The sequence below is a fragment of the Mastigocladopsis repens PCC 10914 genome, from assembly GCF_000315565.1.
Lineage (GTDB): Bacteria > Cyanobacteriota > Cyanobacteriia > Cyanobacteriales > Nostocaceae > Mastigocladopsis > Mastigocladopsis repens.
On record NZ_JH992901.1, the window covers coordinates 4,129,188 to 4,154,071 of the forward strand.

Annotated in this window: 11 protein-coding genes and 1 pseudogene; 9 read left to right on the plus strand and 3 right to left on the minus strand. The window is 42.1% G+C overall.

Annotated elements, in window-relative coordinates:
• Positions 1–16: 16 nt before the first annotated feature.
• The 3 genes from MAS10914_RS0120440 (at position 17) to MAS10914_RS0120450 (ending at position 3,180) form a co-directional block, all read left to right on the plus strand.
• Complete coding sequence (locus tag MAS10914_RS0120440) at positions 17–901, plus strand: carbohydrate ABC transporter permease (RefSeq protein WP_017317806.1); 885 nt, start codon at positions 17–19, stop codon at positions 899–901.
• Positions 902–982: 81 nt separating this feature from the next.
• On the plus strand, positions 983–2,056 hold the full coding sequence (locus MAS10914_RS0120445; RefSeq protein WP_017317807.1) for an ABC transporter ATP-binding protein: 1,074 nt from the start codon (positions 983–985) through the stop codon (positions 2,054–2,056).
• A gap of 218 nt (positions 2,057–2,274) precedes the next feature.
• A complete protein-coding gene (locus tag MAS10914_RS0120450; RefSeq protein WP_017317808.1) occupies positions 2,275–3,180 on the plus strand; it encodes a helix-turn-helix domain-containing protein in 906 nt (301 codons plus the stop codon).
• A gap of 505 nt (positions 3,181–3,685) precedes the next feature.
• Here the strand turns inward: MAS10914_RS0120450 and MAS10914_RS0120460 are convergent.
• Complete coding sequence (locus MAS10914_RS0120460; RefSeq protein ID WP_017317810.1) at positions 3,686–5,665, minus strand: FAD-dependent oxidoreductase; 1,980 nt, start codon at positions 5,663–5,665, stop codon at positions 3,686–3,688.
• Between the two features lie 344 nt (positions 5,666–6,009).
• Between MAS10914_RS0120460 and MAS10914_RS0120465 the strand changes: the two genes are divergently transcribed.
• The 3 genes from MAS10914_RS0120465 to MAS10914_RS0120475 all read left to right on the plus strand — a co-directional run bounded on the left by MAS10914_RS0120465 (position 6,010) and on the right by MAS10914_RS0120475 (position 8,462).
• On the plus strand, positions 6,010–6,639 hold the full coding sequence (locus tag MAS10914_RS0120465) for a TetR/AcrR family transcriptional regulator (protein WP_017317811.1): 630 nt from the start codon (positions 6,010–6,012) through the stop codon (positions 6,637–6,639).
• 64 nt (positions 6,640–6,703) lie between these two features.
• Positions 6,704–7,477, plus strand: a complete 774-nt coding sequence (locus tag MAS10914_RS0120470) for an ABC transporter permease (protein ID WP_017317812.1) — start codon at positions 6,704–6,706, stop codon at positions 7,475–7,477.
• A 91-nt stretch (positions 7,478–7,568) separates the two neighbouring features.
• Complete coding sequence (locus MAS10914_RS0120475; protein WP_026082698.1) at positions 7,569–8,462, plus strand: ABC transporter ATP-binding protein; 894 nt, start codon at positions 7,569–7,571, stop codon at positions 8,460–8,462.
• A gap of 347 nt (positions 8,463–8,809) precedes the next feature.
• Here MAS10914_RS0120475 and MAS10914_RS0120480 read toward each other — a convergent pair whose 3' ends face one another.
• Together MAS10914_RS0120480 and MAS10914_RS0120485 are read right to left on the minus strand one after the other, a co-directional pair.
• Complete coding sequence (locus MAS10914_RS0120480; protein WP_017317814.1) at positions 8,810–10,819, minus strand: ATP-binding response regulator; 2,010 nt, start codon at positions 10,817–10,819, stop codon at positions 8,810–8,812.
• Positions 10,820–10,833: 14 nt separating this feature from the next.
• The gene (locus MAS10914_RS0120485; protein WP_017317815.1) at positions 10,834–16,875 is read right to left on the minus strand and encodes a hybrid sensor histidine kinase/response regulator; all 6,042 of its coding nucleotides are present in this window, start codon (positions 16,873–16,875) and stop codon (positions 10,834–10,836) included.
• 298 nt (positions 16,876–17,173) lie between these two features.
• Between MAS10914_RS0120485 and MAS10914_RS0120490 the strand changes: the two are divergent.
• From MAS10914_RS0120490 to MAS10914_RS0120505, 3 genes and pseudogenes are all read left to right on the plus strand, one after another.
• Positions 17,174–20,467: pseudogene (locus MAS10914_RS0120490) on the plus strand (non-ribosomal peptide synthetase); the annotation flags it as partial.
• A 561-nt stretch (positions 20,468–21,028) separates the two neighbouring features.
• Positions 21,029–24,640 (plus strand): non-ribosomal peptide synthetase, encoded by a 3,612-nt coding sequence (locus MAS10914_RS30695; RefSeq protein WP_017317818.1) that lies wholly within the window; start codon positions 21,029–21,031, stop codon positions 24,638–24,640.
• A gap of 7 nt (positions 24,641–24,647) precedes the next feature.
• Complete coding sequence (locus MAS10914_RS0120505) at positions 24,648–24,851, plus strand: RNA-binding S4 domain-containing protein (protein ID WP_017317819.1); 204 nt, start codon at positions 24,648–24,650, stop codon at positions 24,849–24,851.
• The last annotated feature ends 33 nt before the right edge of the window (positions 24,852–24,884 follow it).

Consider the following 24,884-nt stretch of genomic DNA (forward strand, 5'->3'; position numbering starts at 1 on the left):
CAAATCCAAAATTTATATGGCAGTAACTCAGGAAAAATTGACGGCAAATCCTCAACCAGAAACAAGGATAAAAAATTCGGGAAAAAAGATTTTGCTTTGGGTGGCGATCGCCTTAGTTGTCATTTTCTGTTTAGCCCCAGTCATGTGGCAATTACTGACCTCATTTAAGTTGAATCAGGATATTGCTAAAATTCCCACTGTTTATTTTCCCACTCGGATTACTCTCAATCACTACACTGAATTATTCATTCGTCGTCCGTTTTGGCGATACATATTAAATAGTGCCTTTGTCTCAATTGTTTCCACAGCTTTATCTTTAGCGCTGGGTGCGCCTGCTGCTTACGCTTTAGCACGGTTGCGTCCTTGGGGTGGAAAAGCCATCCTTGCAGGTATCCTCATTGTGACTTTGTTCCCTGGAATTTTATTGTTTTTGGGACTATTGGAAATTATCCAATGGTTGCATCTAGGCAACAACTATTTAGCGCTCATTATTCCCTACATTGCTATTAATTTACCTTTGACAATTCTGGTGTTACGTAGCTTTTTTCAGCAATTACCAAAAGATTTGGAAGATTCCGCAAGGGTAGATGGCTACAACACTTGGCAAATGCTAGTGCAAATATTACTACCCATGACAATTCCTGCTTTGGTGACTACTGGAATTCTCACCTTTATTTTTGCCTGGAATGAGTTTATCTTTGCTCTGACGTTTATTACTCGTGAAGAGATGAAAACCATTCCCGTTGCTGCGGCACAATTAGGTGGTGCATCAGTCTTTGAAATTCCTTATGGTTCGATTGCTGCAGCAACCGTTGTTGGCACATTGCCTTTGGTTTTACTCGTTTTGTTTTTCCAGCGCAAGATTATTCAAGGTCTGACTGCTGGTGCTGTTAAAGGTTGATAGGAGCCTGGGTAGTAGTTAGTTATTCTACTCACTACTAACAATCCCTGTTCCTTACTCTGTACTCCCTTAATAAAAATCATGGCGACACTTGAACTGAAAAACTTAAATAAAACATATACTCCCAAAGTTATTCCAGTTAAAGACGTTAACTTGAGTGTAGATGACAATGAATTTCTCACTTTACTAGGTCCAAGTGGCTGTGGTAAGTCTACGACACTGCGAATGATTGCAGGGTTGGAAGAACCTACTCGTGGTCGGATATTTCTTGGAGGCGAGGATATTACATTTAAGCGACCAGGCGATCGCAATATGGCGATGGTGTTTCAAAGCTATGCGCTTTATCCCCACATGAGTGTGTACGAAAACCTAGCCTCTGGACTGAAGCTGAAAAAAACCCCTCGCGCTGAAATTCAACAGCGAGTGACAGAAGTTGCAAAACTTCTAGGATTAGAAGAATTATTGCAACGCAAACCAGGTCAATTATCAGGGGGACAAAGACAAAGGGTAGCCGTCGGTCGGGCGTTGGTGCGTCGCGCTCAAGTTTACTTGCTTGATGAACCGCTGAGTAACCTAGATGCGCTCTTGCGTGAACGAGTCCGAGCTGATATTAAGCAAATATTTGCTGCCCAAAAAGCCCCAGTGGTTTATGTGACTCATGACCAGACAGAAGCGATGACGCTTTCCACAAAAGTGGCTGTACTTAACAACGGTCTCGTCCAGCAACTCGACCCACCAGAGCGCATCTACAACCATCCAGCTAATTTATTTGTAGCTGGATTTGTTGGCAGTCCGCAAATGAATTTGCTGACCCTACCCTGTAAGGGACATTACGCAATGTTAGGTCATTCAAGAATGGTGCTGCCAGATATACCAACAGTACCACCAGAAATTGTGTTAGGAATCCGTCCAGAACACGTCCGCATTGCACAACCAGATGATACACAGACGATTCAAGGTCAAGTGTATCTGGTGGAAAACTTAGGTATGCACAATTTGATAAGTGTTCGTGTTGCCAATTCTCAGGGAGAACCGTTGACCGTGCGTGCTTTGTTACCTCCAGACCAAAAATGGCATAATGAACAAATGACATTAGCTTTGCCGTCTCAGAATATCCACTGGTTTGATGTTCAATCAGGTGATGCTCTTCGGTAGGGTTAATGGGCATTAATTTTTCTCAAAGGTGCTGCAGCTGATCCCCTGCAACCCAAACGCTTATCCGAGCCGTATTGCCCCCGGTAAATAAGACTACATAAAGTGTTAATATTTATGTTAATATTTATGACTAAGCAGCATAGGTGAGCGGTGTTGCGCTGTTTGGTCATAAGTCCATCATTGACTATCTGTGTAGTTATTGGTTTAAGTAAATATCAATGGCGACAGCAATGCCAGAAGATAAAGTTATAGACGATCAGGGTTCTCACCCAGAGATAGCACTGAATAAATTTGTTACACCAATTCTTTCTAGTGAGAAAGCAGGGTGGAAGAATATTCTTGCCGAATACTGGCATATGCCTGCCCACGAGTTGCCTTCACAATTGTTATCGGATTATGTCATTAACCTACACTTTAAGCGTCCAGCTAAAGCAGAACTGATGTGGGATGGGCGTCTTCTTAGCAAGCGCTTTACACACGGTGAAATAACAATTCTTCCTCCTGGTTTACCATGTAAAGGGGTCTATTTAGAGGCTAGTGATTTCCTCGTGCTACGCCTTCAACCTGCTCTTGTCACCCAAGTTGCACAGGAGTTAGGCTATGCGGATTGTATTGAAATTGCACCTAGTTTGGGAGTAGTCAGTCCCCAAATTCAACATATTGGGCTGGCGCTTAAGGCAGAACTTGAATCTGGATGTTTGTCTGGACGTCTTTATGGTGAATCACTAGCAACCGCGCTAGCGAGTTATTTGCTACAGCAACATTCTACCTCCAAGCAACGCGTCCAAGAGATGAGTGGTGGTTTACCCAACTACAAGTTGTGTAGCACACTCGAGTATATCAATGACAATCTTGAGAATGAGTTGACACTTGCTCAACTTGCAAGCGTAGTGCAAATGAGTCCCTATCACTTTGCTCGCCTCTTTAAGAAGTCAACGGGTTTTACTCCTCATCAATACGTGATGAATTGTCGAATTGAGCGAGCAAAGATACTACTGGCAGAGAAAAAATTATCCGTTGTAGAGATTTGTGAGTATGTTGGCTTTCGCAGTCCAAGCCACTTCATAGCACTGTTTCGCAAGCATACGTCAATGACACCAAAAGCATATCGAAATCAGTTGTAGCTGCTGAAAAGAAAAAAATTGCTGACAGTTGTCAGTGCCAAGTTCACTTAGGAGTAAAATTAAGAACCACAGATACACACAGATGAAGCTTTACCTGTGTTTATCTGTGCTTATAGCGGTTCTCGTTTGAATGAAGTACAAATTTATCTGTGTCCATCTGTGTCCATCTGTGGTTCATTATTTCTTTGGTGTACCTTACCCAATTGCAAACCGCTATATCTGTGGTTTCATTCTCTAAGTGGGAAAATATGGGTAACGCTCAAGTTTACAGCGGTGAGGTGCAAGATGATGACCTTGAGAAAGTTTTCGCAAGCTTAAGACATTTCCCGCAAGAAGTGAACATAGTGCAATTTATACTTTTGGTAAAGTTAATTCATAACTGATTTACAAAGGTTTTTGGACAACTTAAACAGTCCATAGCAAATTTGTACGATCCCTGATTCATGCCAAATAGCTTAATGATTAAGCCCAGATTCGTCACCTGGGCTTTTTTTCTTGTCCTAGCTTAAATCTGCAATAACCCTTCTGGACTGACTGACAAAAGCGATCGCCTCTGCAAACCCTCTTGATGTAAAATTTCATTGGCTGCTAGTAAGCCACTACTCACCGCCCTTTCCATCAAGCCGCAGGGAAATGGCATTTTTACCCAATCTCCAGCAAACACCAAGTTAGAGATATTGGTACTAGTTTCTGGGCGTTCGGCGTAACTGTTGGGGGGATATCCAGAGAAGTTCTTTTGATTCACCAATTCCCGATGTAGCATTTTTGCTTGCTTTAACTCAGGCACAATTTCATAGAGTTCCTGCTCAAATGTCGTTAACAATGCTTCTTGGTTGGGGAATTGTTTTTCTTTGTAGCAGTAAGCGTGTAATTCCACCACACTACCACCATTGCGTTTTGCCCATTCAATAAATTGCTCTTGAATGCGGTGATAGAGGGTGATGCTGTCAGTGAGCTGATAACCAGATAAAGAAGTAAAATAACTGTGTTGCCACTCAAAATCGCGGTCAAACCAAAAACGACAAACAGCGAATGGATCGGCAAGGCTCAACTTTTCGACTTGCGATTGCACGGAGTGCAGCGCCCCAGAGGGCGATCGCACGACTCCATTAACATCACCATTGATTTGCCGAAATAGCTGCTGTACACCAGGTACATCGGTAGCGAAAACGTAGTAATCTGCTTGAATTATCTCTGGTGATACTGAATTAAGATTTGCTCCTATCAATTGCAAACCATCATCCTGACGCTGTACGACTTTAAATTTGGGTAAATCCCGTTGTGCTGGACCTTTCAACACTTTACCATCAGCTGCGAAAACCGCTCCATGACAAGGGCAATGAAACTTGCCATCCTCTGCCATTTTCACAGTACAACCTTGGTGAGTGCAGGTGAGAGAAATTACTTCTTGAGCACCATCTGGCAAGGCAAAGACTTCATCAGCAGCACCATAATACTGTAGAGACGCGCCATGGCGCGTCTCTACATTGTCGTTACGCTTTACCCAAAAAGGGACGTTATTTGTATTATTACCAACCTGATAGCTGAGTGAATTTATCTTGCCCTGTGCAGCCTGAATTTCACTCACTATGACCCCTGTCATAATTTTGCCACCTTTACTTTGAATAGCTTTAGCTATAGGTTGCACCAAACTTGTTCCCATATCATCTTTAGTGCCATTAAAAGCGAGTCCTTCAGGGTTGCCAAAAAAATAAAAGTGGAAGAACTGCATAAGTTCAGCAACACTCATTGTGTCTGGTGCATTCAAACTAGATTTGGCAAAAGGCAGAAAATACAAGTCATATAAACCCCTGGGAAATTCTTCCTCTACCCAATCAGCAACCGATATATTATCAAAACGCCGATAATTCTTTTCTCTCTCAAAACCACCAATAGCTTGGAAGACTTGCAGGTGTTTCAATTTTGTCAGATTAATGCCCCATCGAAAGCGATTGGGAGAGGCTATGGCTAAATCTACAATGTTCCAAGGGAAAGCAGAATGACTGGGACGAAATACCTCTGGTTTATATTTAGTATTACGGTAAACAACAGAGTAGGAATTTAATGACTTGAAATTCTCAGAAATCTCCAGTTCTGCAACTAAAGTATTCAGATTATAGTACTGAGGAAAAAAGCCATGAAAGCCATGCTCCATTCTGAAGGTGTCGCCTTGAACTTCAATTTGCCAGCTGGCAATTTTGCCACCAAGTTGGGGAGATTTCTCCAACAGCGTGACTGCAAACCCTCTTTGACTTAGTTCATAAGCACAAGCTAAACCAGCCAAACCACCACCAACAACTACAACACTTTTCTGTTGATTTAATATTCGTGGCAAATTTAGGGTATCTTGTTGAAAAACAGTTGGTTTTGGCTTAGTAAAACGAGAGTATCCCAATACTCCTGTAGCAGCACCCACACCAAACAATTTCAGTAATGCGCGACGGGAGATGGTATGCGATTCTGGTGAATTGAATACTTGACTCATGTGTTACGAAATTAACTCCTCACCGATGAAGTATTGGCGTGAAACAATGGCTTTAAAGAGAGCGCATTTTAATTGAATTATTGGGACAAAGATGTAGCCTGATATTTTGAAGTATTTTTCCAATATCAGTCTTAATTCTTAACGAAATGATTTAGGCAGAAGGGGCAGAATTCTCAACAGTTGTCGCTTTTGAGAATTCTGAACCCTCAACCTGAGTAGCCAACGAGTTTCTAGCCGAAGGGACACAAAACGGCAAGATTGGGTTAACAAACTAGAACATTATTTATTTGCCAGTTTAATATACTATTTGATAGTTGACTACTAAACGTTAGGTAGGCTAGAGATTGGCAGACTACCCCCTGTCTCCAAAAGAAACCTCCTGTGGTGGACGCTCGCGCATTCTCAATGAGGCAGAGCGGCTATTTCGCACGCGAGGCTACAATGCAGTGACCATGCGGGATATTGCTTATGAGGTGGGAATTCGTCAGGCATCGTTGTACTATCACTTTCCCAGTAAGGAGCAACTTTTTGTGGCTGTAACTGAGCAAATGTTTGAGCGCCACCGAACAGGTTTACAGCAAGTAATTCACGATGCAGGAGGTGATTTGCGCGCCCCTTTGAGGCGCGCGCTTTTGCGTTCGCAACTTCATGCAGCTTCTAGGTGGTTTCTCTCTCAGCCTCCCATCCATTTCTTGAGCATGGTACACATGGATTTGCCCTTGTTGGGTGAGGAGAATATCAAAAGGCTAGCGGCTTGCGCCCAGCAATCTATGTTTGAGCCAATTCGACAGGTATTTGTCCAAGCACAAGAGCGAGGGGAAATCCGGAACGCTCGCCCGGAACTGCTTGCTGGGTTCTTTTTGTCTGTCATGGAAAGCATTCCCTATGTTAAAACCGTACCTGGTTCTGCACCTGGGGAAGTCATGGTGGATGAAATGATTTCCATTTTGCTGGATGGACTAAAACCTGAATAGTTTTTTGTTTTCCCTAGTAATTGATAAGTCAATAATGGCAATCCAGTAATTATTTATATTGAAGATGAAGTACTGGCGTGAAACGATGGCTGTGACTCAGCGCATCTTAATTGAATTGTTACGAAGAAGACGCAGCTTGATTTTTTGGAGTATTTTTCCAATTTCAGTCTTAATTCTTAATGGAATGATTTTGGCAGAACGGGCGAAATTAACAATCGACCTTGCGTTTGAGAATGCAGCACCTTCAACTTTGGTTGGCGCAGCACTATTTTTTAGCTGTTTGGGTGGTAGTGTAGCAACTGTGGTTGCAGAACGAGAGCAGCAAACTCTCAAACGCCTTTTTATTTCTCCCTTGAGTGGTACATCTTATTTTTTGGGAATTTTTCTGGCTCATAGCTGTATTGGTTTTGGGCAAACACTGCTTGTTTACATCATTGCTGGATTTTGGGGTGCTACCTTCAAAGGCTCTATATTCTTAGGACTCATAATAATAATTATGAGTATAGTTTCTTATGTAGGTTTGGGATTTATTTTGGGTACACAATTGGCTCGTCGTACCGAAGATGTTAACGCATTAGTAGCAGCTTTCGGGGTTCCTTTGTTAATTCTAGGTGGAGTTTTTTTCCCCGCTTCATTGTTCCCTAAAACACTACTGGATATCGCAAAGTTTAATCCCATATATCACATGAATGAAGCACTTTTGGGAGCTTCTGCTCAGGGGAATGAAGTAGCAGATATTGCATCTCACTTTCAATTTTTATCAATATTTGCTCTTGTAATGGTTATTGGTGGATGGTTGTCTTATCGGCGGATGTTGATGGTAGAAAAAAGATTGTGAAAAGTCAAGAGTCAAGAGCCAAAAATTATTCTCTCTATCTCACAACCACCGCTTCTTTCCATCTTCCTAGTCCCCAGTTCTCCTTAAAGCTATGCTAAGAATCAAAAATTTGAATAAGGCTTACGGGAAAAGAAAAGTTCTTCAAGATTTGACAATGCACATTGAATCTGGGGAAATTTATGGTTTATTGGGTGCAAATGGAGCCGGAAAAACAACAACAATTAATATTATTTGTAATTTACTCAAAGGTGATAGTGGATATATCTCAATTTACAATCAGCCTGTTTCGGAAGAAACAAAAAAAATCATTGGAATTGCCCCTCAAGAAAATTTACTGTATAAAACTTTATCTTGTGAGGAAAACCTTAATTTTTTTGCTCAAATTTACGGATTAGACCCTAAAATTCGTCGGCAACAGGTACAAGCAACATTGGAGGCTGTTAACCTGTTAGATAGGGCAAAAAGTCCCGTGGAAACGCTCAGTGGTGGAATGCAGCGGCGCTTAAATATTGCAGTTGCATTAGTACATCAGCCGAAGTTAGTTATTCTTGATGAACCGACGACAGGTTTGGATATTGAAGCACGATACGAAATATGGGAGTTGATTCGACAACTGAAAAATCAGGGAATTACGGTTTTGCTGACGACTCATTTATTAGATGAAGCTGAGCGTCTTTGTCACAAAATTGGTATTTTGAAAAAGGGCCGGATTTTGGTTGAGGGTAGTCTAGCAGAACTTAGCAAACAAATTCCAGCAAAGGAAATTGTGATAGTTCAGACTTCAGATGAACAACAAGCAATCGCCAGGGGTATAGAATGTGGTTTCACGCCTCGGCATTATGGTCATGATTTGGCTTTTTGGGTGCCGGAACAACTAGAATTAAAGGAAATTCTATCTCGGTTTGATGGCATTTCTCTTGATTCGATTGCTCGTCAACCAGTGCGGTTAGAGCATATTTATTTGGAGGTGACGCAAAAAGACTAAGATATATAGCAGTCTTATTTGAGTTGTAAATTGCCTCATAGGGGCAGGGAACGCTTAACAGGGAATTAGGAATTGTTTATAAATCAATACGGTTCAGTTAAGATTGATGTATAAAAAATCACGTATGTAGAGACGCGCCATGGCGCGTCTCTACATTGTGTTCCTGATAAGGATTCTGGTCTTATCTGAACGGTATTGGTTTATAAATGATTTAGGATTGCTATAGTAGTTACTTGTGATTAACACTCTGCGTTCCTTTGTCTTGAAAAGTTTCCTAGGTCGGGCTAACCCTCCTGCAGAACTTTTCACTGCACCAACCTCTGCGTTCCTTTGCGTTTAAAAAAAACTCAAACATTTGGGATGCTCCCGTTTTGGTTGGGTATTAATTTCGTCATCGACCCGTTCCATCTCGCGGAATTTTTTGCACTTTCTGGGTTTCTCGCTTCCTGGCAAAGAATGCTGTGTAAAGTTTGCAATAATTCCTTTGTCATGTAGGGCTTAGAAAGAAATGCTTTGACCCCAGAAACCCCCACCTGTTTATCGGTGGCATAAAGACCGCTGACAGCAACAATCGTGACACGCGAATTCATTTTTTGCAATGCGCGAATGGTGAGTGCTCCGTCCATTGACGGCATCATCATATCCACCAACACCACACTAATTTCATCTTTGTGTTGGGCATACAACGCGAGCGCCTCAATTCCATCGCTGGCTGTCAATACTCTATAATTGTAAGTTTCTAACGAGATTTTGGTCGTCTCTAAAATTGGGGCTTCGTCATCCACAACGAGAACCAATTCTCCGTTGCCTTTTGGTAGTTCGAGATTGTCTGCAAGCGGCGTTGCTGTTGCCTCCACCGCTGGCAAGAACACTTTAAATTCAGTTCCTTTGTCAAGGTTGCTGGATACGTTCACAAAACCACCATGGCTTGTGATAATGCCCCTTACGGTTGAAAGACCCAAACCTGTACCTTTGCCAAACTCTTTAGTGGTGAAAAACGGCTCGAATATTCTATCCAATATTTTTGGCGACATACCGATTCCCGTATCTGCAACAGTGATCACAATGTAGGGACCGACACTTGCCTCAAGATTCATGCGGACATAGTTTTCGTCAATAAACACATTTTCAGCAGAGATATTCAAAGTTCCGCCGCCCGTCATGGCATCGCGAGCGTTGACAACTAGGTTCATCAGCACCTGATGCAAATGTGTAGCATCTCCAACGACAGCCCAAAGGTCTGACTTTATATTTGTGGAAAATTCAATGGATTTGGGAAACGTCTCTTGGACAATCTGCTGGATTTCTGAGAACAAGTGGTTTACCTGCACAATCGTGCGCTTGCCTTCTACTCCACGTGCAAACTGTAGCACTTGCTTGACCAATGCCGCCCCGCGTTTAGCATTAGTTTCTATGGTGTTAAACATCTGCTGACTTTGCTCATCAGTACAGGAGAGTTTTAGGGGCAACAGTTGCGCTGCTGTCAGAATTGGAGTCAGAATATTGTTTAGGTCATGTGCAATGCCACCAGCAAGTGTGCCAATACTCTCCAGTCGCTGCGCTCGGAGAAACTGCGCTTCGAGTTGTTTTTTCTCTGTAATGTCGGTGTTAACAGTCAGAATCGATTTAGGTTCGTCATTTTGATCGCGCATCAAAGTCCAACGGCTAGCAACAATTATTTCCTTGCCTTCTTTGGTCACTTGATGCAACTCACCCTGCCACGAGCCACGCTCAGGTAAACTTTCCTTGAGGTTTTGGAGTAGAGAGCGGGTTTCCTCTGGATATAGAAGCTGATTAGCATTCTTACCAATTGCTTCTATTGCCTTCCATCCATACAAATGTTCAGCCCCTCTGTTCCAAAAACGGATTTGGTTGTCCAAGTCTCTAACTAGAATTGCATCTGTGGTGATATCTAGCAAAGCAGCTTGTTCGCGGATTTGCAGATTTTGCTCTTGGAGTGTTTTAGTTAGGTTCCGAAGCCTCAGATGGAGTTCGATCCGGGCTAAAACCTCTTCATGCTGAAGCGGTTTGGTGATGTAATCCACTGCACCAAGATTCAAGCCTTTGACCTTATCCACTGTTTCGGAAAGTGCGGTCATGAAAATGATGGGAATGTCTTTTGTTAACTCATTATCTTTCAGACGGCAACACGTTTGAAATCCGTCTAGTCCCGGCATGAGTATGTCCAACAGGATGAGATCAGGTGGGGCATATTCAGCTCTGGCGATCGCACTTTCGCCATCTTCAGCAACCAAGACTGTAAATCCAGAATCGACTAAAAAATCGAACAATATTTCTAAATTTGTGGGATTGTCATCAACAATTAAAATGACACCTTTCTCAGTCAAATCAGTCATAAAAATTTTCTTAATTAATATTGTTTAAGAAACTCCAGAATTTCTTTTCCTTTAAAACCTTTGGCAAGTTGGCGCAAATGGGTGGCAAACGGTATCCATCGTTCATCTAGCTCCTCTAATTTTACCGCTCGTTGTGTAATGCCTCTCAAGTCGCCCCTCATCGCCAAATCAAGCAAGATTGCCAGTTCCTCTGCTGGTGGAGCCACAAGTGAGTCCTGAGTTGTGAGTTGTGAGGAGCCAGCCGCGTGCGGAAGCTCCCGAGCTTGAGCGGACTGGCGTTGCTGAGTTGTGAATTGTTCGCTGCTTTCCTGCTCCTCATAAACCCATTCCAACCCCAAGTGAATCTGTAATCTTTCTAAAAGGTCGGCTTCCCGGATTGGTTTGGAAAGAAAATCATCGCAACCGACTTCTTGACTCTGCTTTTGATCGAAATCAAAAACGCTAGCCGAGGCGGCAATCACCACCACATCCTTTAACTCTGGTAACATTCTTAGGCGACGGGTAGCTTCAAAGCCGTCCATTACGGTCATGACCAAGTCCATAAAAATGACATCGGGCTTAAATTCACTCGCTTTGTTAAGACCGTCTAAGCCATCTGTCGCCTCCACAACTTCAAACCCTAAAGGTTGTAGTAGATTGACCAAAACCGAACGGTTTGACCATTTATCGTCTACCACTAAAACTTTCCGTTTACAGCCAACAAAACCAATAATTTTGCGTTGAACAAGGCTTTTCACATCAGTATGGTGGAAAACCTCAGGTAAGTCCAAATCTAGCCAAAAAACGCTTCCTTTCCCTAAGGTACTCTTCACCTTCAGTTCGCCGCCCATCAGCTGAACTAATTGACGGCTAATTGCCAGTCCCAATCCTGTTCCTTCAGTCTTACGGCTATCCTCACCCACCTGCTGGAATGGCAAAAATATTTCTTCTAATTGCTCTTGTGCAATGCCAATACCTGTATCTTCTACTTGAAACCGCAGTTTCTCCTCTTGATAGCCCACTTTCAAAGTTATACTACCTTTTTCTGTAAATTTAACCGCATTGCTAAGTAAATTAATCAAAACCTGACGCAACCGTTTTTCATCTGCTCGAATGACTTTTGGTAGTGGAGAAAGCTTGTTGTAAATTAACGAAATGTCCTTTTCTTTGGTACGGATACGGCAAATATCAGCAATACTCTCGAGAAATTCCGGAAAAACAAACTCTTTTGAATAAAGTTCCATTTTCCGAGCTTCGATTTTGGAGAGGTCTAAAATATCGTTGATCAATGTCAGTAGATGTTCGCCGCAGTGATGAATAATATCAACACCATTCTTTTGTTGGGCAGTTAAAGCTTTATCTTTCTTAAAGATTTGAGTGTAACCCAAAATACCATTAAGCGGGGTACGGAGTTCATGACTCATGTTAGCCAGAAATTGGCTCTTAGCAAGGTTAGCCGCTTTGGCTGCTTCTTCTGCTCGCTTGCGTTCTTTGATTTCCTGTTGGAGTTGTAAATTTTTATCTTGTAACTCCAAGGTTCGCTCTTCGACTCTCGCTGCTAATGTCCGGTTATATTCCTCTAAATCATTATAAAGACGCGCATTTTCAATCGAGATTGCTGCTTGAGAGGATAAAAGTTGTAAAACTTCCAACCGCTTCGGCGTAAATGCACCAGTGGTCAAATTATTTTCCAAATAAAGAATGCCAATAAGTTTACCTTGATTAACAATTGGCGTACACAAAATGGATTTTGGTTTTTTGTTGATGATATAACTATCTGTCGTAAATACTCCCTCAGAGCTAGCGTCATTCAGTAAGATATTCTCCTGAGTACTTCGCACATAATTAATGACAGATATGGGTAGCTGCTGACTAGTTTCTACTGGGATCGATGGCTGTACCGTTATCTCATTTTGCCCGAAGCTTGAGGCTTTTATGAGTAACTGTCCTGATTTTTCTAAAATTAAAAATCCTGTTTCTGCACCAGCATTTTCTATCACAATCTGCATCAATTTAGCTAGTAATTTGTCTAAAAGAATTTCGCCGGAAAGCGCAAGGGATGCTTTCATAACTGCGCCTAAATCCAGAGAACCGACACTAGCTGTATTCGTATCTAAACCTTTGGTTTCCCGCTGCGGTATCTGGAAGAAGATGTGAGGATATCTTGCTTCTAAATCTTTGATTTTTGCCGTTGCTCCCCAATGAATATACCCATAGTAAGCATCAGTTAAATAAGTCTGAGCCACCTTTTGTTTGCCACACTCAAAATAAAACTTTGCTGCCAGTTCATTGAAGAGCGCTTCTTCCTGGATATATCCTTGCTCTTTAGCGATCGCAATGGCTCGATCATAATATTCCATTGCTTGCCAATATTGACCTAATACCCGCGCTTTCTCTGCCTCCACAAGCTCATATTTATGCAGAAAATTCATTGGAGCATGATCTGCCCATTTTCGCATCTTTTCCTGGTTTTTTGTCACCTTGCTCAAGAGGTGTTCTTGTTGTGAGTGTGGTACTGATGGATAAATCGCTAGTTGTGCTAAAGAATCATAAAAATGAAATACTGGCACAATCAAGAATCCTTTTACCCCATCTAAATACTGTTCGGCTTGAACTCCATTTTCCAATGCTTGATGGTACTCTCCAAATAAATAACAGAGTATCAGTTTGTTTGAATAGAAGTAGTGAAGTCCGGTTCTGTCATTGGCTTGCTTAAGCACCGGTAAAGATTTCTCCTCGTTGTATGCTTCACCTAATAAACAACACGGTTTTTCACAAGGTTCTAGCAAATTAAGAATTGACTGCTGAAATATTTGATTCCAACTCAAGGCGTTCTCTTGCTTAAGTTGAGCAAGGACATTACTGATTGCTGCCATTTCTCGTTCAACTTTTGCCAATTCTTGACCGATGAGATATGAATAGTAGCATTTTTGCATGGCGGCATAACCACCATATTCAAAATGTCCGTTTTCCAATCCACTAGAGTATGAATCCTGCAAAAGTGGCAACGTTTCCTTAGCATGAACTTTTCCATGAAACGCAGATGAACCTGCCACGAAAAAGACACTTGTTTTGAGTTCTACAGCATTGAATTTTTCTACAAGACTTAAAGCCAACTTGCCAAATTGATAAGCCGACTCAATGTCCTGAAACAACCCGTTGATCATGATGCTGTAAAGAACATAACTATAAGCTGAGAAAGGGGAATTTCCATATTCGATGGACAAATTCAGCTGTTCGCACGCAATTAACGGCAACAAGGCAGGTCCAGCTTGATAAGTCGGAGAACCTAGGCATGCTAACATCCTTACAGCTGCTAGCTTATCCACCTCCGTCATTAATGGTAGGTTAATCAGGTCTTCGATATTTCTCCCGCTTAAATTTCTTGCTGTTTGAGTCAGTGTTTGCTCGATATCCGAGGCGCTAGGCGACTCTGGGAAGCTAATCCCCAGTAGTTCTAGTGCTTGTAACCCGATCTCGATCGCTTCAAGCTGTTTCACTTGCGCCATGCAAGCCTGGATTTTGACCTCATAGACTTTCATTTTGTCAATAGGGCTTTTTGCTTGCTGTAGGACAACCGTTGCCCATTTCTCCATCTGCTCAAAATCGCCGTTCAGGTACGCTGTTTCTACCCCTGACTCATAAAGTGCTAGTGTTAGCTCATATTGATTCTGCCAGCTATTTACCGCTAATAATTCCAAACCCACCTTTAGATAGCGCATAGCCGACTCATACGCCGCCGCTGCTTTCGCTTTCTGACCTGCTATGAGATTAAGTTCAGCCAGCTCATATTTTTCCGACTCTAAGGTGAGTAAGTCGGTACCATAATTCAGTTGGTTGACCAAAGCAAAGATATTTTCTTTTCGTTCTTCCGGCGTAATATTTTGTAGTAACAATTGACCAATTTTGAGATGAGTTTCTTTTTTTTGCGAATCTGGAATGAGAGCATAAGCTGCTTGCTGTACTCGGTCATGTAGAAACTTGTAGGCAATTGTCAGTTGTTCTACGCTTCGGGAAGCTGCTTGTGCATCTAGGTCATTTGTGAGTTGTTCATTTTGCACAGTACTAATAACTAAAGGAATTTTGTAAGATTGGTCTAAGGGTAAAACTAGACCCGTCTGCAAAGATTCCCACAAATCTACGGCTGTTTCAGACAACGATTTTTGATTAACAATACCCAGAATATCTAAGGTAAATTTATCTCCTATACAGGCAGACAATTTTAAAATATTCTGTGTTTTTAGTGATAATTTATGAATCTGATTAATCATCAATTCAACGACATTATCAGTGATATCAATGTCTTGCAGTAGCTGAATATCCCACTGCCAGCAACCTTGATCGAAATTAAAGGACAATAGGTTTTCGTTATATAGAGATTTGAGTAACTGAGTTAAGAAGAAAGGATTTCCCTGAGTTTTGTTAAACACTAACTCAGCCAGCGATATTGTCTTTAACGTGTCACTGCGGAAGGTATCACTGATTAATTGATTGACATGAGTGATATGCAAAGGTTGGAGCACAATATTGTTAACAACTGCACCCTTTTCTTGAATTTCTTCTAAAGTCACCATCAACGGATGAGTTGCACTGACTTCGTTATCTCGATACGCTCCAATCAGTAGCAAATATTGACTATTTGGCTCACAGGCAAGCAACTGAATCAACTTCAAGGAAGCTAAATCTGCCCACTGTAAGTCATCCAAGAAGAGAACCAATGGGTGTTCGGGTTTGGTAAATACATGAATGAATTGTTGAAACAACCGATTAAATCGGTTTTGCGATTCAGTTGGTCCCAATTGAGGAACATCTGGCTGAACACCAATAATCCTTTCAACTTCCGGAATCACATCAATAATCACCTGACCATTAGAACCTAAGGCTTCTAAAAGTTTTGCTTTCCAGCCGGCTATCTTATCAGCACTTTCGGTTAGTAACTGCCGGATTAATTCCTGAAACGCTTGAATCAAGGAAGCATAAGGAATATTCCGTTTAAATTGGTCAAACTTACCAGAAATAAAGTAACCCCGCTGGCGCACAATGGGTTTATGAACTTCATTCACTAAGGAAGATTTGCCAATACCTGAGTAACCACTCACTAACATCATTTCGGTTGCCCCAAGGCTAACTCGCTCAAAGGCATCCATTAGGGTGGCAACTTCTTTTTCCCGACCATAAAGTTTTTGCGGAATAATAAATTGGCTGTATAAATCGAGTTGACCAACAACAAAATCTTCAATTTTTCCTGTTGCTTGTAGTCTTGTTAGGCACTCCTCTAAGTCTGCTTTTAGTCCCAAGGCATTTTGATATCTCTCTTCAGCAGTCTTGGCTAATAATTTCATCACAAGATCAGAAACTGCTTGGGGAATCTTTGGATTAAGTTGTTTAGGTGGAACAGGTGTTTTAGCAATATGGCAATGAACTAATTCCAAAGGGTCGGTCGTTTGAAAAGGTAGCTGTCCTGTTAACATTTCATAGAAGGTGACACCTAAGGAGTAAAAGTCACTTCGGTAGTCAATTGAGCGGTTCATCCTTCCTGTTTGCTCTGGTGACATGTAGGCTAGAGTGCCTTCAAGCAAATTGGGGTTATTGGCTGTCTGATTTTCACTCGATAGACGCGATGAAATGCTAAAGTCTATAATTTTAACTTGACCTGTTTTCGCATTGATAAGGATATTCTGGGGTTTAATATCTTTGTGAATAATATTGTTTTGATGTAACTGAGCCAGCGTTGAAGACAATTGAATAGCAATTTGCAAAAAATTGCTTAAATCAAAATTTCGCTTGGTGATAAAATTTTTCAGGCTTTCTCCCCCAACATCTGATAAAATTAGTGCTAAACCATTTTGATAAGTTTCCAATGCTAGGGGTTTAACAATTCCTTCTATGTCCAAGGTTTGGAGTATTTGATATTCGTGTTTTAATTGGGTCAACTGTTCGAGAGTGGGATACTCAGCTTTAAGAGTTTTAATAATCACCGAGGTTTCCTCTGACTCTCTCGAAGCACGGTAAACACAGGTAGTGGTATCGTCATAAATGACTTCGATGAGGTTGTAATCGGCAATGGTGATACTCATTTTTATCTTTGTCTTCTCGCTCGTGTGAGGTTAAGACCCAGGAAGCTGATAGCTTCCGCATCTATCTTAAGTTATATTGTTATTTGAGTGGGGAAACATAATCAATTGTTTACATATATCTTAGCTATACACTTAATTAATTGAAAGTTAAATTGCGTAATCAAAATTCAACTGCTTTTAAGTCATTGCTTATAGCTCAATCTATGACTTATTAAAAACACAGAACTTTGGATAAATTTGTCTATGTCATATCTTGCATCCCATATGCTGAAAACATGGTTCAAAAAGTTTATACTTTATGTCTTCTCAAGAGGTCTTTGTCTTTCCTACATCTTTTGCCCAACAGCGGCTGTGGTTTCTCGACCAGTTGATACCCGGCAATACCCTTTATAATGTGCCGACAGTCATTCGCTTGACAGGTTCGCTCAATTTAGCGGCACTAGAACAAACGTTTAACGAAATCGTGCATCGCCACGAAGCCTTACGGACTACATTTAAAGTGCTAGAGGGGCAACCTGTGCAAGTCATTGCAGCCTCTCTAACCATACCCCTTTCTCTATTAGACCTGCGGCACATAAGAGCAGACGAACAGGAGGCACAAGCAAAGCGCATCGTTACGGCAGAGATAGAACGTCCTTTCGATTTGTCCTGTGGACCTTTGCTGCGAGTGATGCTGCTACAGCTTTGGGAGACAGAACATATTCTCGTGCTGAATATGCACCACATTATCTGCGACGATTGGTCTATCGGGGTACTGATTCGGGAACTGGCAACGCTTTACACAGCTTGTAGAGATGTTGCATGCAACGTCTCTACATCCTTGCCGGAACTGCCTCTCCAGTACGCCGACTTTGCCCACTGGCAGCGCGAATGGTTACAAGGAGAAGTGCTGCAAACCCAGTTAGTTTATTGGCAGCAGCAATTAAACGGCATTTCCATGTTGCATCTGCCTACAGACAGACCGAGACCAGCTATACAAAGCTATCAAGGAGCAACACAATTTCTAGAGTTACCGAAAAAGTTATGTGATGCACTGCAAAGACTTTCGCAGCAAGAAGGTGTCACCTTATTTATGACGCTGCTGGCAGCATTTCAGACGTTGCTTTATCGCTACACACACCAAGAAGATATTGCCGTTGGTTCGCCAATTGCTAACCGTAACCGCAGCGAAATCGAAGGACTCATTGGTTTTTTTGTCAATAGTTTGGTGCTACGCACTCACCTTAGTGGAAACCCAACTTTCCGGGAACTGCTAGGCAGAGTACGAGAGGTCACACTAGGAGCATACAGTCACCAAGATTTGCCTTTTGAAAAGCTAGTTGAGGAACTGCATCCAGAGCGAAACTTGAGCCACCATCCGTTATTTCAAGTGGTGTTTGGTTTTGAGAATGCGCCAATGTCGGCGCTAGAATTGCCTGGGTTAGTGCCTAGCTTTATAAATATTGACTTTAAAACAACGCGCTTTGATTTGGAGTTGCACCTGTGGAAATGTTCTGAGGATTTTCGGAGTTTATGGGGAGCAAACTGGGAGCATTCCGAAGGTATTAGAGGTGTAATGGTGTACAACACTGATTTATTTGATCAAGCCACTATTACCCGAATGCTAGAACATTTTAAAACAATGCTAGAAGGTCTTGTTTCTAATCCAGAACAACGAATTGCAAATCTACCGCTATTGAGCGAACAGGAGCTACATCAGGTATTAGTGAAATGGAATAACACCTATGCCGATTATCCTCAAGATAGGTGTATTCATCAGTTGTTTGAAGAGCAGGTAGAGCAACATCCTGATTCCATAGCAGTCATCTTTGAAAATGAGCAACTCACCTACCAGGAGTTGAATATCCGCAGCAATAAACTAGCACACCACCTACAAAAATTGGGGATAGATTCGGAAGTTTTAGTAGGCATTTCTATCGAGCCTTCACCAGAAATGATAGTCGGGTTGCTGGGCATCTTGAAAGCAGGGGGAGCGTATGTACCTTTAGACCCTAGCTATCCTCAAGAGCGTCTGAATTTCATGCTTGAAGATGCACAGGTTCCAGTATTGCTGACTCAGGAAAAGTTGCTCAAGCATTTTGAAGCTTTCTCAAACCCAATTGTCTGTATAGATAAAGACTGGGAAATTATTGCCCAAGAAAGTGAAGCAACCCCCCAAAGTGATGTGAATAGCCACAACTTAGCCTATGTCATTTATACTTCTGGCTCTACAGGAAAGCCTAAGGGAGTGGCTGTCACTCACAAAGCTGTAAATCGCCTGGTGTGCAACACAAACTATGTAAAATTGCAACCTGCTGATAAAATTGCCCAAGCCTCAAATACTTCCTTTGATGCAGCAACATTTGAGATTTGGGGGGCGCTACTTAACGGCGCTCAACTTTTTGGAATTAGCAAAGATATCATCATTTCGCCTCACGAATTGGCATTACAACTACGACAAAAAAACATCAGCGTTCTGTTTTTGACCACTGCCTTATTTCAACAAATTGCCAGAGATTGTCCGCAAGCTTTTGCTTCGTTACGATATTTGCTATTTGGTGGAGAGAGTGTTGATATAAGGTGGGTTAGAAAAGTTATAAAAAATGGTTCACCAAAGCAATTCATTCATGTTTATGGTCCTACAGAAAATACCACATTTTCTTCTTATTACTGTGTGCAAAAATTACCAGAATTAGCCATATCTATTCCCATTGGTCGCCCCATTACGAACACACAGATTTATCTACTTGATACCAATTTACAACCTGTGCCTATTGGTGTTGTCGGCGAGTTGTACATCGGCGGTGATGGACTGGCGCGAGAATATCTCAATCGTCCCTACCTTAATGCTGAACGCTTCATTCCTAATCCTTTTAGTAATAAACTAGAAGCCCGTCTTTATCAGACGGGTGACTTAGCCCGCTATCTACCAGATGGCAATATTGAATTTTTAGGTCGCATCGACAATCAAGTGAAGATTCGCGGCTTCCGCATTGAGTTGGGAGAGATTGAAGCGGTGCTGAGTCAACATCCAGCAGTGGAAGAAACAGTAGTCATTGCTACAGAAGACATACCTGGTGATAAGCTTTTGGTTGCTTATATTGTTCTGAGTCCTGAAGGTCGAGTCTTGAGAGGAACATCTGACTCAGCACTGATGAGTGATCTTAGCCAATACCTGAAACAAAAGTTACCAGCTTACATGATACCAGCAGCCCTTATGGTGCTAGAATCCCTTCCACTGACACCCAACGGCAAAATAGACCGCCATGCTTTAAGAGCACTCGATACACTCACGCTGGATATAAAAGAAGATTATCTGGCACCACGGACATCCGTAGAAGAGGTGCTAGTGGAAATTTGGGCTAAGGTCTTGGGAAAACAGCAAGTCGGTGTCCACAATAATTTCTTTGAATTGGGTGGTCATTCTTTACTAGCGACTCAACTGGTTTCTCGAATACGCGATGCCTTTGAGATAGATTTGTCTGTACGCAACTTGTTTGAAGCACCGACTGTGGCACAACTTGCTAGGTACATTGAAACAATGTGTTGGGCAGCTAAAGGTGTGGATATGGCTGGAAGTACGGGAAATGACCGAGAAGAGGTAGAGTTCTAAAGAATTTTACCAAGAAGTTTTCAACTGATGCAGACATAGTACTGAGAGGGATAACGAAAGCGAAGCTGCAATAAGCACACAAGGTAGCCCTAATTACAGACAGACTTAACATTTCACTGGTTCTTCCGGCAGTTGTCGGGAAAAACAGCGCGTGATTAACTTTATTAAATGGCTAATCGATCTGTGAATTTAATGTATAAAATATGTACACAAGAATATAAAGCGTTCATGGAAGAGTACAAGAAATTCCTGCATTACTACACAGAGGTAGAACGAAAGCGTGTGCTAATTAAAACTAACGCGGGGGGGGGTAACACTGAAAAGAAGGCTTTATTATACAAACAGGTAGTAGAGGGGCACATAAATGCCACAAACGCATACATACGGCTAGTTGCAATATATAAGCAGATGGTTCAAAAATGGCAGGAGGCAGCTGAAAAGCGCCTTTAGCTGTGCGATATTTTCAACCCTAGGAATGATTTGTATGGGGTTCTGAGTGTGTTAAAAGATCTGGGTCAATTGACAACGAGCAACTAACATCTGTTGCGAAGGGGCGTAATTTTGAACACAGTTGAGTTTCTATCTTATCTTCGCAGCTTAGATATTCAGGTTTTTGTTGAAGAGGAACGCCTGCGCTGTAACGCCCCTGAAGGAACCCTCACATCAGAACTGCGTGCAGAAATTCAAGAGCGCAAAGCAGAAATTATTGCATTGCTAGAATTACCTGGGTTAACGCTAAGTCCACTGCCATTTGATAGTGAAACAACGCGGTTTGATTTGGAGTTTCACCTATGGGAGCGAACTCCTGAAAATGGGTTATGGGTGAATAGTTCAGAAGGAATCAGCGGTTTTGTTATTTACAGCACCGATTTATTTGATGAGGCTACTATTACCCGGATGCTGGGACATTTCCAAAGTCTGCTAGAGAATATAGTTGCAAATCCAGAACAACGAATTGTAAATTTACCGCTATTAACGCAATCTGAGCTAAATCAGTTGTTAGTGGAATGGAACAATACCCAGGCAGATTATCCTCAAGACAAGTGCATTCATCAGCTATTTGAGGCTCAGATACAGCAAACTCCTGATGCATTGGCGCTAGTATTTGAAAATGTAGAGACGCGCCATGGCGCGTCTCTACATATCAGCTATCAAGAGTTAAATAAACGCAGCAACCAACTTGCACATTACTTACAAAAATTGGGTGTTGGTGCAGAAGTTTTAGTAGAACTTTGTGTAGAGCGATCGCCCGAAATGGTAATCGCTATGTTGGGCATTTTGAAAGCGGGTGGAGCTTATGTGCCTTTAGACCCAACCTATCCCCCTGAGCGTTTGAACTGTATGCTTGAAGATGCTCAAGCCCCTGTTTTATTGACTAAGCAGCGCTGGGTTGAGCGTCTTGGAAGGCACAATTCACAAATTATCTGTTTGGATAAAGATTGGGAGACAATTGCTCAAGAAAGCGAAGATAATCCTACCAGCAACATTACAGCAAACAATCTTGCTTATGTCATCTACACCTCTGGCTCAACCGGAAAGCCTAAAGGGGTTCAAATTGAACATAGAGGATTGTTAAATCTTGTCTTTTGGCATCAAAAAACGTTTGCCGTTTCACCGCTTGACCGAGTCACGCAAATCGCTGGAGTGGCTTTTGATGCTTACGGGTGGGAAATTTTGCCTTATCTTAGTGCTGGAGCAAGTATCTATTTTCCAGATGATGAAACTAAACTTTTTCCTGAGAAACTGCAAGATTGGCTAGTCTCAAAAGCGATAACAATTAGCTTTGTACCAACACCTTTGGCAGAGAAACTTTTATTATTAGATTGGTCGAATAATACAGCTTTACGAATATTACTAACAGGTGGAGACAAACTTCATCAGTATCCTCTGGCTGAGTATGCTTTTCAAGTTATAAATAATTATGGTCCAACTGAAAATACAGTTGTGACCACTTCTTATCAGATTCCTGTGAAAAATCAAGCAGACGTACCACCTGCAATTGGTCGTCCTATTGCCAACACACAAGTTTATGTACTGGATAAACATTTGCAACCTGTACCCATTGGTGTTCCAGGAGAATTGTACATTGCTGGCGATGGACTGGCGCGAGGTTATTTAAACCGTTCTGATTTAACTGCTGAAAGATTTATTTCTCATCCTTTTAACAATCAGCCAAAAACACGTCTTTATAAAACAGGTGATTTAGTTCGCTATCGACAAAATGGCAACATCGAATTTTTAGGTCGCCTCGATGAGCAGGTTAAGGTGCGGGGCTACCGCATTGAGTTGGGAGAAATTGAAGCGGTGCTAAGTCAGCATCCCGCAGTGCTGCAAACGGTAGTCATGACTCGTGAGGATGAAAGGGAAAAGCGTTTAGTAGCTTATGTGGCGATAAATGCTAAATACAACAGTCAGCAAGAGCATATGCAACAGATGCCATTGCAAGATGAGCAGGTTTTGCAATGGCAGATGCTCTACAACGAAACTTATGATCAACCTGCTGCTGATTGCGATCGCACATTCAATATTATCGGTTGGAATAGCAGTTACACCAATCAGCCTCTTCCAGCAGAGCAAATGCGCGAGTGGGTGAATAACCAAGTGGGGCAAATTCTGGCTTTGCAACCTAGTCGGGTGCTAGAAATTGGTTGTGGAACAGGTCTAATTCTGTTTAGAGTTGCGCCTCACTGCACTAAATATTGTGGGACAGACTTTTCCCCTACGGCACTTAACTACATTCAAAAGCAGTTGGCAAATGTAGAGACGTTGCATGCAACGTCTCTACACCAGGTAACGCTGCACCAGAAGATGGCTACTGACTTTGAGGGAGTGGAAGCACAAGCTTTTGATGCAGTGATTCTCAACTCGGTTGTGCAATATTTCCCCAGTATTGACTATCTTTTGCGGGTGATAGAAGGTGCTGTGCAGGTAACTGCCCCCGGTGGCTTTATCTTTATAGGAGATGTGCGTAGTCTGACACTGCTGCAAGCTTTCCATGCTTCGGTGCAACTGTATCAAGCTGAACCCTCTCTCACCCGCGAACAGTTGCAGCAACGGGTACAAATGCAAATTTTCCAAGAAACAGAGTTAGTGATTGACCCAGCTTTTTTCAGTGCTTTAAAGCAGCACTTTCCCGAGATTAGTGACGTACAAATTCAACTGATGCGGGGTCGCTATCACAATGAGTTAACTCAGTTTCGTTACAATGTAATTCTTCATATTGGCGGTGAAACTGTTAGTCATCTTGGGAATGATTCAGTGCTGAACTGGTCTGAAGATAATCTCACAGTGTCAGCAGTGCGACAATTATTGATTAACAACGAACCAGAGATTTTAGGCATTACTAATGTGCCTAATGCACGCGTCATGGCAGCCGTTAAAACAGCAGAATGGCTGTCAGGCGCAGGAGACTTTAAAACTGTAGGTCAAATGCGTGAAGCATTGCAACGATTCCAGAATGTGGGAGTTGATCCAGAAGATTTTTATGCGCTAGCTGAGGAATTACCCTATAAAGTTGATATAAGCTGGTCAGATTCGGGTAGTGAAGGACGCTACGACGTTGTTTTTGTTAGGCAAGATGCAATAGGTCAGAGAACTATTTTTCCACTCAGCATTCACTCCCGTCCGTGGCAATCTTACGCCAATAATCCCCTACAAGCCAAAGCAGCGCGTCAGTTAGTGCCACAATTGCAGACTTATCTAGCACAAAAGCTACCTGAGTACATGGTGCCATCAGCTTTTGTGGTGCTGGAGTCCCTACCTCTGACACCAAACGGCAAAGTCGATCGCCGCGCCTTGCCTGCACCCAATACAATCAAGTCAGAATTGGTAGGTGGTTATGTTGCACCTCGGACTACCGTTGAGGAAGTGCTGGTGAAAATTTTTGCTGAGGTTTTGGGACTTAAGCGCTTAGGTATTCACGATAATTTCTTTACCTTGGGAGGTCATTCCTTACTGGCAACTCAGCTTGTCTCTAGAGTGCGTGACGCTTTCAAGGTGGAGTTACCTTTGCGTAGTGTATTTGAAGCACCGACAATTGCAGAATTATCTAAGGTGGTTGAAAGTTTTAAAGATAGCAATAGTCAGAGTAATGCTCCAGCTTTAGTGCCGCTTTCGCGTGAGAGTCGGCGGATGAAACTCTCATCATTGAATAAAGAAAGCGAACAGAGATAAACTACCTATGAACACAAGCGACAATACGATTAAACTTGACCAGTTTTTGAAGTTCGTTGGAATAGCGCCGACAGGTGGACAAGCCAAGCTGATGATTCAAGAAGGCGATGTAAAAGTCAATGGTACAATCGAAACCCGACGAGGACGGAAATTAATATCGGGCGATAAAGTGACGGTGGAAGGACAAACTTTTGAGGTTGAGATCAATTGACATGAAACAGCGATAAAATGTCAATGCACTCTA